The sequence below is a fragment of the Weissella paramesenteroides ATCC 33313 genome (genome assembly GCF_000160575.1).
In the GTDB taxonomy this organism is placed as follows: Bacteria; Bacillota; Bacilli; order Lactobacillales; family Lactobacillaceae; genus Weissella; species Weissella paramesenteroides.
The window spans coordinates 316,109-329,166 of the sequence record NZ_GG697129.1 but is presented as its reverse complement, the minus strand read 5'-3'; the positions used below and the strand labels follow the sequence as shown (position 1 = coordinate 329,166).

Here is a 13,058-nt window from a genome sequence, read left to right as displayed (position 1 = left end):
GAACCCATGAAAATTACCACACGGTTTTGGATATCATTGATATTGTCACTGCCAATGTTAATTGCAATGATTGTCATGCCGTTCACTCACTGGATGTTGCCAGGTGGCGAGGTGACAATGTTGATTTTAACATCGGTCATTATGTTGATTTCAGCGCGTCCGTTTTTATCTAGTGCATGGTCATCTTTTCAAAAGCATCACTCAAATATGGATACATTGATTGCAGTGGGAACGGGAACTGCTTATGTATATAGTATTTATGCAATGTTTACGGGGAAAGCTGTCTTCTTTGAAAGTGCAGCTTTTGTGATTACTTTTGTCTTGCTTGGACAAGTACTTGAGGAAAGAATGCGCGACAACGCTTCTTCGGCAATTGAAAAATTGATGGATCTACAAGCAAAAGATGCTGAAGTAAAGCGTGATGGTAAATTTATTCGGTTACCACTGAATGAGGTGGTAACTAATGATTTAATTCGAGTGCGACCAGGTCAAAAAATAGCCGTTGATGGAAAAATTGTCGATGGTACATCAACCATTGATGAATCGATGGTGACTGGTGAAAGTATGCCAGTTACTAGACGGACTGGAGATGAAGTTATTGGCTCAACAATGAATATGACAGGAACATTTGTTTTTCGTGCCGAAAAGGTGGGTGACCAAACCATGCTTGCCCAAATTGTGACCCTAGTTAAAAAGGCACAATCTAGTCATGCGCCTATTCAAAAATTAACCGATCGTGTATCAGATATCTTCGTACCAGTTGTTTTGATTGTGGCAATCTTAACTTTCTTGATTTGGTATGTCTTCATCGGCCATGATGTTTCACATTCATTAATTTTTGCCGTTTCAGTTGTCGTGATTGCCTGCCCATGTGCGCTTGGTTTGGCAACACCGACTGCCTTGATGGTCGGGACGGGTCGTGGTGCCAAAATGGGCATATTAATCAAAAATGGCGAGGTGCTCGAAAAAGTTAATGATGTAGACACCGTTGTTTTTGATAAGACGGGTACAATTACGGTTGGAAAACCTGAAGTAACCGATATTGTTGGTGATGAAAAACAAGTTCTGTCCTTGGCAGCTCGATTAGAAGCTGGTTCAGAACACCCATTGGCACTAGCTATCCTAGCAGAGGCTAAGAAACAACAAATAGACTTGGCATCAGTTAAAGACTTTCAAGCAGTATCTGGAAAAGGTGTGCAAGCAACGATTGATAATCAGCGGGCGTTTGTTGGTAATAATCGTTTATTAGACGATGCATCAATTACTGATGAATTAAATCTGCGAATGAAACAGTTGCAAAAGGAAGCTAAGACAGTTGTGTTGGTTGGACAGCAAAAACAAGTGATTGGTTTAATTGCAATTCAGGATACACCAAAAGAAACTTCTGCAAAAGCGATTGCAGCCTTGAAATCACGAGGCTTAAAGACGATTATGCTGACTGGTGACAATAAACAAGTTGCACAGGCGATTGCGGATGAAGTTGGTATTGATGAGGTGATTGCTGAAGTATTACCGGCAGAAAAGGCTGATAAAATTCATGAACTACAAAAAAATAGTACAGTTGCTTTTGTTGGGGATGGTATTAATGACGCACCAGCGTTAACTACTGCAGATGTGGGGGTTGCGATGGGATCAGGAACTGATATTGCGATTGATGCCGGTGGTATTGTGCTAGTTAAAAATGATTTACGTGATGTCGATACTGCTTTGGCTTTGAGTAAGAAAACTTTTGGTAGGATTAAATTGAATCTTTTCTGGGCATTTGTTTATAATGTGCTGGGAATTCCAGTTGCCGCGGGAGTGTTTTACGGTCTTGGATTTATTTTGAGTCCGGAAATTGCTGGTATTGCAATGGCGCTCAGTTCGCTATCAGTCGTTATTAGTTCAGTATTACTTGGAAAAACAAGAATTGCAACGAATTAGATCAAATTTACAAGTCTATAATTTATACAATTTTAGCAAAATGAGGTTGGAACATTTTTTGTTCCAACCTCATTATTTTTAATAGTTAAAAATGTGTATTTTTTTAAAATATTTTGCTTGTTTAAAAAATAAAATCCGACAAAATATGTAAGCGCTTCATTTGTTAATAAATGAGCAATATCGACAATTTAAACGTATATTAAGTTTGTGAAAAATAATGAAAACAAACGTGAAAGCTTGATAAAACACAATTTATATAGTTGACAGGCGTTGTGCATTTGCTATAATTAACATTGTTAAAAGATGAGCAAAGTTAATGAATTTAAACAATTTGAGAGGTAGATACAATGACTACTACGACTAAAAAAAAGAAGATACTGACACCTGAAGAAAAGGCAGCTCACTATGCAGCTGCCGAAGAAATGACTAATAAGTTAGTTGATCAGGCAGCAGTTGCTTTACAAAAATTTGAAACTTACACGCAAGAGCAAGTTGATAAGATTGTCGCAGCCATGGCCTTAGCTGGTTCTGAAAATGCTTTACTACTTGCTCACGAAGCTTATGATGAAACGGGACGTGGTGTTATTGAAGATAAGGATACTAAAAATCGTTTTGCATCAGAATCCGTTTATAATGCAATTAAAAATGATAAAACAGTTGGTGTTATTTCAGAAGATAAAGTAAGTGGAAAAGTTGAATTAGTTGCACCACTTGGTATTTTGGCAGGTATTGTGCCAACAACAAATCCCACATCAACGACAATTTTTAAGTCAATGTTAACAGCAAAAACCCGCAATGTGATTGTTTTTGCATTCCATCCACAAGCACAACGGTCTTCTGCTCATGCTGCTAAAATCGTTTATGATGCAGCGGTTGCAGCTGGTGCACCTAAGAACTTCATCCAATGGATTGAAACGCCCTCAATTGATGCGACAAATGCATTGATTAAGAATCCAAAAATTGCATCAATTTTAGCAACTGGAGGTCCATCAATGGTTAATGCAGCATTGCATTCTGGAAACCCATCAATGGGTGTTGGTGCTGGAAATGGTGCCGTATATGTTGATAAAACAGCTAATGTTGATCGTGCAGTTTCTGACTTACTATTATCAAAGCGTTTTGATAATGGGATGATTTGTGCATCAGAGAACTCGGTGGTCATTGATGCATCAATCTATGATGAAATGCTACAAAAACTGCAAGAACAAGGTGCTTATTTGACACCAAAGAAAGATTATCAAAAAATTTCTGACTTTGTGTTCAAGCCAACTGGTGATGGTTATGGGGTAACTGGACCGGTTGCGGGTCGTTCTGGTCGCTGGATTGCTGAGCAAGCTGGACTAAAATTGCCACAGGATAAAGACGTGCTACTGTTTGAACTTGAAAAGCGCCATATTGGGGAACCACTTTCATCTGAGAAGTTAAGTCCCTTATTGTCAATTTACAAGGCACAGGATCGTAACGAAGCGGTTGAAATTGTGCGCGCATTATTGAACTACCAGGGGGCTGGTCATAATGCGGCAATTCAAATTGGGGCACAAGATGATCCGTTTGTTAAAGAATATGCAGATAGAGTCGAAGCATCACGTATTTTGGTTAACCAACCCGACTCAATTGGTGGTGTTGGGGACATTTATACAGACGCTTTGCGACCATCACTAACGCTTGGAACTGGTACTTGGGGGAAGAATTCATTGTCGCATAATCTATCAACTTATGATCTATTAAATGTTAAGACAGTCGCTCGTCGTCGTAACCGTCCACAGTGGGTTCGTTTACCAAAGGATATTTACTACGAAACAAATGCGATTACGTATTTACAAGAATTACCAGATGTTGATCGAGCATTTATCGTGGCCGACCCAGGTATGGTTAAGTTTGGTTTTGTGGATAAGATTTTGGATCAATTTGCGCTTCGTGATGATCAAGTAAAAACATCATTCTATGGTTCAGTAAGTCCAGATCCAACGATTTCACAAGCAATTGAAATTGCGCGCCAAATGGCTGATTTTAAACCAGATACGGTAGTTTTGCTTGGTGGTGGTTCAGCGCTTGATGCTGGTAAGATTGCGCGGTTCTTGTATGAGTACTCAGCAACAAATCCAGACATCTTGTACGATGATGAAGCACTGAAGAGCTTGTTCCAAGAATTAGCACAAAAATTTATGGATATTCGTAAGCGTATTGTAAAGTTTGAGCACCAACGTCTTACTCAGATGGTTGCAATTCCAACGACTTCAGGTACTGGTTCTGAAGTAACACCATTTGCAGTTATTACTGATGACGAAACACATGTTAAGTATCCATTGGCAGATTACGAGTTAACACCACAAGTAGCGATTGTTGATCCAGAATTTGTCATGACAGTACCTAGTCGTACAGTTGCTTATTCAGGTATGGATGCCTTGTCACATGCTCTAGAGTCATATGTCTCAGTAATGTCTTCAGAGTTTACGCGTCCATGGGCTTTGCAAGCAATCAAGTTGATCTTTGATTATCTAGAAGAATCATATAAGTACGATGCAAAGAATCCAACAAAGGAAGGTGAGCTTGCGCGTTCAAAGATGCACTATGCTTCAACATTAGCTGGTATGTCATTTGGAAATGCTTTCTTGGGACTAAATCATGCGATTGCCCACAAAACTGGTGGTGCGTTCGGTCTACCTCACGGATTGGCAATTTCAATTGCCATGACACATGTCATCAAGTTTAACGGTGTGACTGGTAACGTCAAGCGGACACCATTCCCACGTTATGAGACATACACTGCACAAAAAGACTATGCCGATATTGCTCGTCATCTTGGCCTGGCCGGTAATAATGATGCCGAGCTAGTTCAAGCATTGATCAATAAGATTGAGAATTTGGCTGCAAAGTTGAATATGGATCTAACACTTTCTGGTAATGGTGTGAAGAAAGAAGATTTCGATCGTGAACTATCAGGATTGATGGATCTTATTTACAATGATCAAACAACGCCAGGAAATCCTCGTCAACCACGTTTGAGTGAGATTGAACAATTGTTGCATGACCAATTCTAACAATTAATACAAATAACCGTAGACTAACAACTAAGTGAGTTGGTCTGCGGTTGTTTTTTGTTATAATGAATAAAAATGATTTTTCAAAGAGGAACGGTGGCAAAATGAAGTTTATATCATGGAATATTGATAGTATCAATGCAGCTGTCGAACATAAGTCAGTGCGTGGTGTAATGACCTGGGAAGTCTTACAACAGATTGCCTTAGAAAAGCCAGATGTGTTAGCTATTCAAGAGACAAAATTAAAGGCAACTGGTTTGACTAAGAAACAGGAAACAGCCTTAGATGAATTATTTCCTAATTACTACCGTTATTTAAGAATGAGTACCGGACGTTCAGGTTATTCTGGAACGATGATGTTGACTCGTCATGAGCCAATTAGTGTGACGATGCCTGAAATTGGAGCGCCTGGTGAAATGGATATTGAAGGTCGCATCATTACATTGGAGTTTGAAAATAATTATGTTTCAACTGTCTATACGCCGAATTCAGGTAGTGGGTTAGCGCGCTTAGAGGATCGTCAAGCGTGGGATGATGCCTATCGTGCCTATGTGCAAACGTTGGATGCCACAAAACCAGTTATCTTTTCTGGTGACTTTAATGTTGCTCATCAAGAAATTGACTTGAAGAATCCCAAATCTAATCACAAAAAAGCGGGTTTCACTAATGAAGAACGTGAACACTTCAGCCAGCTACTAGATGCAGGATTTACGGATATATTCCGTTATCTACATCCGGATCAAGCAGGTGTTTACACTTGGTGGGCGCAAATCTCAAAAACCTCAAAGATTAATAACTCTGGCTGGCGGATTGATTACTATTTGACCTCAAATCGACTAGCCGATCAAGTGAGCGAATTATCAGTCATTGACACTGGTGCTCGTCAGGATCATGCGCCAATCAAATTAGAAATGACTGATGGATTTAGGTTGTGATGATTGAATAATAAGATAGCGACGATAACTTATTAAAGGGAGCGAAATAATTGGCTTTAGTCTTTTGCAATATGTTTATGCTATCAAGACTACAGGCTTATGGTTAATACATTTTTAGCATAGAAAAGTTGGAGCAGTCTCTTTTGTTCCAACTTTTTTCAATATAATAACTATTTTTATTATATATACATAAACAAAAACAAAAACACGGCTACCTCTACAAAGAAGTAACCGTGTCGACGTGTAATCATTATGTATGATCTCTAATATATAGCCCAACAGGGAGTCGAACCCTGGATTCCGCGCTGAGAACGCGACGTCTTAACCACTTGACCATTGGGCCATGATGATAAATTGTAGCAAAGCTATTTTATAATAGCCCAACAGGGAGTCGAACCCTGGATTCCGCGCTGAGAACGCGACGTCTTAACCACTTGACCATTGGGCCAATATTATCATCTTTGTCTTAACAACAATAATTAACTATACAGTGAAACACTGTTCCTGTCAATATTATTATTGCATAATTATTGCTTCTGATTTGCTTTTTTAAAATAAAGTGGTAAAGGTAGTTAACTTAATGAGGAATAAAGTACTTAATGTTACAATTGTAAGTAATAACTTACAAATGAAAATGTGAAAAGCGAAGAGGAGCTCAGAATAATGTCATTCAATTTATATCTTGTACGTCATGGACAAACGATTTTTAATCATTACGAACGCATGCAAGGTTGGAGCAATGCACCACTAACTGATAAGGGGATTTCAGATGGCTATGCTGCTGGTGATCGTTTAGAGAATATTCGCTTTGATGCGGCTTATTCTTCGGACTTACAACGTGCGATTCAAACGGCGGAGTTCGTCCTATCACGTAACAAGCAAAGTGGTGATTTGAAAGAGCCAGAGCAACTACAACAATTACGTGAACAGTTTTTTGGTTTCTTTGAAGGTTTGCCAAGTGATAAAAGTTCACAGCTAATTGCCGAAAAGAATGGCTTAGCAAATGTTGAGACATATGCGGATATAATGGCAAATCTTAGCCAGGATGATGTGATGGATGCGATGCATGTTGCCGATCCAACTGGGGATGCTGAGAATGCGCAAATGTTTTGGGCCCGTGTTAATAAGGGATTAGAACTGTTACGCCGCAACACGCGAGATGGTCAAAATATTTTAGTTGTATCACATGGGACATTGATTCGAAACTTGGTTGCTCAGTATGCGTCTCATGAATTAGCTGTAGAAAAGCCACTTAATGGTTCTGTTACAATTTGGGAAGTAACAGACGATGATTTGAAACTAAAGGTATATAATGACACAGCAACAAAATGGTAAGAAAAATATGATAGAAAACGAACAACAACCAACTCGGCAAGTAATCTTAGCTGGGTTAGATCAACAGAATGAAAATTTTGATTACGAGATGACTGAATTGGCTAATTTAGCTGCTGCTAACAATATGACAGTTGTTGGGCGCGTTGTTCAAAAATTAGAAAAGCCTAACGCCGCAACATACTTTGGCAAAGGTAAAGTCGATGAATTAAAGGAAGCACTGACCTACTATGATGCGGATATGGTGGTGACAAATGATGAATTATCACCATCGCAGATTCGTAATCTAGAGGCAGGAACAGCTGCTGATATTATGGATCGCACAGCATTAATTCTGGACATTTTTGCCTCTCGTGCCAAGACAAAAGTTGCTAAGTTACAAGTGGCAATTGCCCAATTAAAGTATCAATTACCTCGCTTACGCACATCAATGAATATTCGTCTCGATCAACAAACTGGTGGTGGCGGTAGCTTTACGAGTCGTGGTGCTGGGGAAACCAAACTGGAAACGAATCGGCGTCATATTCAGCATCAAATATCGTTATTACAAACTGAATTGGCTAATATCGAGGCAGATGATGAAACGCGGCGGGCTTATCGAGCAAAGCAGAGTATTCGTAATGTCGCTTTGGTTGGTTATACCAATGCAGGTAAATCAACGATTATGAATGGTTTGGTCAAACGTTTCGGTGATAATCCAGAGAAAACAGTTTTCCAAGCAGATATGTTGTTTGCTACCTTAGAAACTTCAGTGCGTAAAATCCAGTTACCAGATAAACAAAACTTTTTACTGTCTGATACTGTGGGTTTTGTTTCTAAGCTACCGCACGGACTGGTGGCAGCCTTCCGTGCAACTCTAGCAGAAGCAGCAGACGCTGATTTACTCATTCAAGTCGTTGATTATTCTGATCCACACTATCAAGAAATGATGACAACAACTGCTGAGACACTGAAAGAAATTGGTGTTGGGAATGTGCCGATGGTAACGGTATATAATAAGGCTGATAAAATACCAGAGCAAGTATATCCGGATCGGGCCGGAGATACTTTGATATTATCTGCGATTGATGAAGCATCTCAAGATTTATTGGTTGAGGTGATTAAGGAACATATTTTTCCTGACTACGTTACAACAACGCTACATGTGCCATTTAGTGATGGCCAAGTTGTTAATGAATTAAACGAGCAGGCAACGGTTCATGAATTAGACTATGATGAATCAGGAACCATTTTGAAAGTTACGTTGACGCCGATTCAAGCTGCTCGTTTTGCACAGTACGAAATGACTAAATAAGTGAAATTGATAGAGAATCCAAGAACATGAAAGTGTTGTTGGTTTTTTTATCTCTGGTTTTTGTAAAGTAGGTTGACATGCGTGCATGAAATAGTGATACAATAGCATATTACATGGATAAAAAATAAGTGTTATGGGAGGAAACCAAATGAAGTTGCTTAAGCCTTTTATTGGGCGTTATAAACTTAATTTGACCATTGCCATTTTGATGGTTGCCATCTCATCAGTGGCGATGTTGCTACAGCCAACATTGCTCAGTGATATTGTGCAGGCGATTACGGATGACAATATGGACAAGGTTAATAAAATTGGAATTCAATTATTGGTGTTAGCCGTTATTGGTTTGATTGCTGGTATTTTGAATACTATTTTTGCCGCACGGGCATCTCAAGGAATTTCTGCTGATGTACGTGAAGCGACTTATCGCAAGATTCAAACATTTTCATTTGCGAATATTGAAAAAATTTCAGTTGGGAACTTGGTTGTTCGATTAACGAATGATATCACGCAAATTCAAAACGTGTTGATGCTTGTGTTGCAACCATTGATGCGTATGCCAATTTTATTTGTTGGTGGTTTTATTTTAGCCATGCGCTCAATTCCTAAATTGTGGTGGATCGTCATTTTAATGATTGTCCTTGTGGGATTTATTTCTTACATTGTTGTTAAAAATTTGGGGAAGCGCTTTGGAAAGATCCAATGGTTGATGGACAAAGTTAATGCGAAAGCTAAAGAAAATTTGCAAGGTGTGCGTGTGGTTAAGTCATTTAACCAAGAAGCAAATGAAGAAGCACGTTTTACTGATGTCTCAAATGAGTTGCGTGATGTTAATATCCAAATCGGTTACATTTTTGCGTTGATTATGCCAGCTTTTATGTTCGTTGGGCAGGGATTAATGGTCGTTGCCATCTATTCAGTCGGAAACATGATCGATGCACAGCCTGAATTATTAGCTCAAATTACTGGTTTTACTAACTATATTATGATTATTATGAACGCCATTATTATTGGTGGAATGATGATGTCATTTGCAACACGTGCGTTCGTCTCAATGGGACGTATCCAAGAAGTTATGAACACTGAGCCAGAATTTACTTATGAAAATAATGAAAGCCAAAATTTGGACGGTAGTGTTGAATTTGATGATGTGTCATTTACCTACCAAGATGATGATCATCCAACGCTAAAGCATGTGTCATTTAAAACTTTGCCTGGCGAAATGATTGGTATTGTTGGTGCCACAGGATCTGGTAAATCAACTTTGGCACAATTGATTCCACGTATTTATGACCCTAGTGCAGGAACGGTTAAAGTTGGTGGCGTTGATTTGAAACATGTCAATGAACATTCATTACGTCAGACGGTATCTTTTGTTCTACAAAAGGCAACATTGTTCTCGGGTACGATTGCTGATAATTTACGTCAAGGAATGGCAACTGCACAATTATCAGATATGAAACGCGCTGCAAACATTGCGCAAGCAGCGGAATTCATTGAGCAATATGATGACAATTATGAACATGTGGTTGAGGAGCGATCAGCCAATTTCTCTGGTGGTCAAAAGCAGCGTTTATCAATTGCTCGTGGTGTGATTGGTCAGCCAAAAATCTTGATTTTAGATGATTCGACATCAGCTTTGGATGCACGTTCTGAAAAATTAGTAAAACAAGCATTGGATGAAGAGTTGGGTGATACGACAACATTTATCATTGCTGAAAAAATTTCTTCAGTCATCAATGCAGACAATATTTTGGTTTTGGATAATGGTGAAATGGTGGCGTATGGACCGCATTCAGAATTGATGCAAACATCACCAGTTTATCAGGAGATTTATGCAACCCAAAAAGCAAAGGAGGCAATGAATAATGAAGAATAATTTAAATGAATCAGCCAAGTTCTTTGCCCACTACTTGAAACGTTTCAAGGTGGCTTTGTTTTTTATTTTGGTATTTACAATTTTAGCCACTTGGCTGCAGGTTAAAGCACCAGTTTATATGGGTCGTTCAATCACTGAATTATCAAAATATTTGATGACTTATCTTAATCCGATGACGAAAAGCCAAGCTAGTCTCGCTGATTTTCATCAAGCATTATTATTGTTTGGGTTATTTACCTTAATGATTCTAGTTGCTTTGTTTATCAATGGCCTATTACAAGCAATTGTGGCCCCAAAAGCAGTGAATGATATGCGTACTGGGTTATTTGCTAAATTGCAACGAATGACCGTACGTTATTTTGATAATCATCAAGACGGTGAAATTTTGTCACGCTTTACATCTGATTTAGATAACATTTTCAATGCCATGAATAATGCATTATTCCAAATTTTGCAACAAGTTGTCATGTTTATTGGGGTTATATGGATGATGTTTAACGAGAGTCCTAAAATGGCTGTAGCAACGATGGCAACGACACCGCTTGTTGTCATCGTTGGTATTGTGATTATGATTCAAGCAAAAAAGTATGTTGATATTCAACAAGCTGAAGTTGGCCATTTGAATGGGTACATTAATGAGCAAATAAATGGTGAAAAGGTAATTATCACTAACGGTTTGCAAAAAGACTCTATTGAAGGTTTCGTCGAACACAATGAAAAGGTTCGCCAAGCGATGGTTCGTTCACAAGCCTGGTCAGGGGTCCTTAATCCGATCATGCAAGGGTTAGGATTATTTAATTTGGCGATTATTATCTTCTTCGGTGCGAAACTTGCCTTAACTGGTGATGTTGCCTCACGTGCAACTGGATTGGGATTGATCGTTACTTTCGTTTCATTCTCACAACAATATTTCCAACCAATTTCACAAATTACATCGCTTTACAATATGATGCAGCAAGCCATGACTGGTGTGCACCGTTTGAATGATATCTTTAACCAGGATGAAGAAGTTAATCCAAAGAATGGTGTGCAGTTTGCAGGTGTGCAACATGATATTAAGTTGCAAGACGTTCATTTTGGTTATAACGAGGAACGTGAGATCATCCATGGCGTCGATATTGATGTTGCAAAGGGAGAAATGGTTGCCTTAGTTGGACCGACTGGGTCTGGTAAAACAACGATTATGAACCTGCTGAACCGTTTTTATGATGTCACATCTGGTGCAGTTTTGTTTGATGATGTCGATGTTCGTGATATGGATCTAACGGCATTACGAGATAATGTTGGGATTGTGCTACAAGAGTCTGTGCTGTTCACCGGATCAGTCCGCGATAATATTACTTTTGGAAAGACTGATGCGACAGATGATGAGGTTATTGACGCTGCCAAGCAAGCTAATATTCATGATTTCATTATGACGCTGGAACATGGGTACGACACTGAGGTTTCTGATGAAAATTCAGTTTTCTCTACTGGTCAAAAGCAATTGTTATCGATTGCCCGTACAATTTTGACACAACCAGATTTGCTGATTTTAGATGAAGCGACATCAAATGTGGATACAGTAACAGAAGAGAAAATTCAGCGTGCTATGGATAATGTCATTGCTGGTCGAACAAGTTTTGTCATTGCCCATCGTTTGAAGACGATTTTGAATGCTGATAAGATTGTTGTTTTGAAGAACGGTCGGATCATTGAACAAGGTAATCACGAAGCTTTGCTTGCACAAAATGGTTTCTATGCTGAATTATATAAGAATCAAATGGTTTTTGACTAGACGATACAAAAGGGTTGAAATTTCAAGAAGAAGTTTCAGTCCTTTTTTTCGTACAAAAAAATGTAAGCGGTTGCATTTATCGGATAGCTGACGTAAAATGGCTTTGTAAGAAATCTTATTAAAGGGGAAATATCATGGGAAAATTTACAGATAAGGTTGCTGTTGTCACTGGTGGTGCTTCAGGAATCGGACTAGCTATCGTTAAACAATTTTTAGCAGAGGGGGCTAAGGTTGTTATTGCGGATTTATCAGAAAAAGGTTCAGAAGTTGCTGCATCATTGGGGGATGCAAGTATTGTTTCGTTTGTTAAAACAAATGTCATGGTTGAAGACGATGTTAAGAATTTGGTGCAACAAACTGTTGCGCAATTTGGTTCGTTAGATATCATGGTGGCCAATGCAGGAATTGCACGTGATGGTGATATTACTGATATGACTTATGATCAGTGGTCAACAACGATTGATATTAATTTGAGTGGTGTTTTCTTGTCTGATAAATATGCAATTGAACAAATGCGTAAGCAGGGCAAAGGCGTTATTGTTAATACCGGATCAATTCATAGTTTTGTTGGTAAGCGTGGTGTCACTGCTTATGCTGCTGCCAAAGGTGGTGTTAAGTTGCTGACTCAAACATTAGGAGCAACTTATGCATCAGAAGATATTCGGGTAAATGCAGTTGCGCCAGGTTATATTGATACACCATTGATTGCTGGTGCTAATAAGGAGGATCTCATTGCATTGCATCCAGCAGGTCGTCTAGGCAAGCCAGAAGAAGTTGGCAAGGTAGTCGCTTTCCTAGCTAGTGAAGATGCATCATTTGTTAATGGCACGACGTTGTTAGTTGATGGTGGTTATACAGCAATTTAGTTAATACAAATTCA

At 38.9% G+C, this 13,058-nt stretch carries 8 protein-coding genes and 2 tRNA genes; 8 read left to right on the top strand and 2 right to left on the bottom strand.

What is annotated here, in order from left to right; all coding sequences use genetic code 11:
- The first annotated feature begins 6 nt into the window (after window positions 1-6).
- The 3 genes from HMPREF0877_RS04500 (at window position 7) to HMPREF0877_RS04490 (ending at window position 5,899) form a co-directional block, all read left to right on the top strand.
- Window positions 7-1,923 (top strand): copper-translocating P-type ATPase, encoded by a 1,917-nt coding sequence (locus HMPREF0877_RS04500; RefSeq protein ID WP_002828054.1) that lies wholly within the window; start codon window positions 7-9, stop codon window positions 1,921-1,923.
- A gap of 347 nt (window positions 1,924-2,270) precedes the next feature.
- Window positions 2,271-4,964: a bifunctional acetaldehyde-CoA/alcohol dehydrogenase gene (gene adhE / locus HMPREF0877_RS04495; protein WP_002828053.1), complete on the top strand. Its 2,694-nt coding sequence runs from the start codon at window positions 2,271-2,273 to the stop codon at window positions 4,962-4,964.
- A 104-nt stretch (window positions 4,965-5,068) separates the two neighbouring features.
- On the top strand, window positions 5,069-5,899 hold the full coding sequence (locus HMPREF0877_RS04490; protein WP_040760567.1) for an exodeoxyribonuclease III: 831 nt from the start codon (window positions 5,069-5,071) through the stop codon (window positions 5,897-5,899).
- A gap of 271 nt (window positions 5,900-6,170) precedes the next feature.
- On the opposite strand, the gene HMPREF0877_RS04485 is transcribed toward HMPREF0877_RS04490, so the two are convergent.
- A tRNA-Glu gene (locus HMPREF0877_RS04485) sits at window positions 6,171-6,242 on the bottom strand.
- 33 nt (window positions 6,243-6,275) lie between these two features.
- A tRNA-Glu gene (locus HMPREF0877_RS04480) sits at window positions 6,276-6,347 on the bottom strand.
- Between the two features lie 215 nt (window positions 6,348-6,562).
- On the opposite strand from HMPREF0877_RS04480, the gene HMPREF0877_RS04475 reads away from it, so the two are divergent.
- The 5 genes from HMPREF0877_RS04475 to HMPREF0877_RS04455 all read left to right on the top strand — a co-directional run bounded on the left by HMPREF0877_RS04475 (window position 6,563) and on the right by HMPREF0877_RS04455 (window position 13,044).
- The gene (locus HMPREF0877_RS04475) at window positions 6,563-7,234 is read left to right on the top strand and encodes a histidine phosphatase family protein (RefSeq protein WP_040760565.1); all 672 of its coding nucleotides are present in this window, start codon (window positions 6,563-6,565) and stop codon (window positions 7,232-7,234) included.
- A gap of 7 nt (window positions 7,235-7,241) precedes the next feature.
- Window positions 7,242-8,525 (top strand): GTPase HflX, encoded by a 1,284-nt coding sequence (gene hflX / locus HMPREF0877_RS04470; protein ID WP_040760750.1) that lies wholly within the window; start codon window positions 7,242-7,244, stop codon window positions 8,523-8,525.
- 148 nt (window positions 8,526-8,673) lie between these two features.
- Complete coding sequence (locus tag HMPREF0877_RS04465) at window positions 8,674-10,401, top strand: ABC transporter ATP-binding protein (protein ID WP_040760563.1); 1,728 nt, start codon at window positions 8,674-8,676, stop codon at window positions 10,399-10,401.
- On the top strand, window positions 10,391-12,178 hold the full coding sequence (locus HMPREF0877_RS04460) for an ABC transporter ATP-binding protein (RefSeq protein WP_002828048.1): 1,788 nt from the start codon (window positions 10,391-10,393) through the stop codon (window positions 12,176-12,178). The genes HMPREF0877_RS04465 and HMPREF0877_RS04460 overlap by 11 nt, the downstream gene beginning before the upstream one ends.
- A 134-nt stretch (window positions 12,179-12,312) precedes the next feature.
- A complete protein-coding gene (locus HMPREF0877_RS04455) occupies window positions 12,313-13,044 on the top strand; it encodes an SDR family NAD(P)-dependent oxidoreductase (protein ID WP_002828047.1) in 732 nt (243 codons plus the stop codon).
- Window positions 13,045-13,058 lie beyond the last annotated feature (14 nt).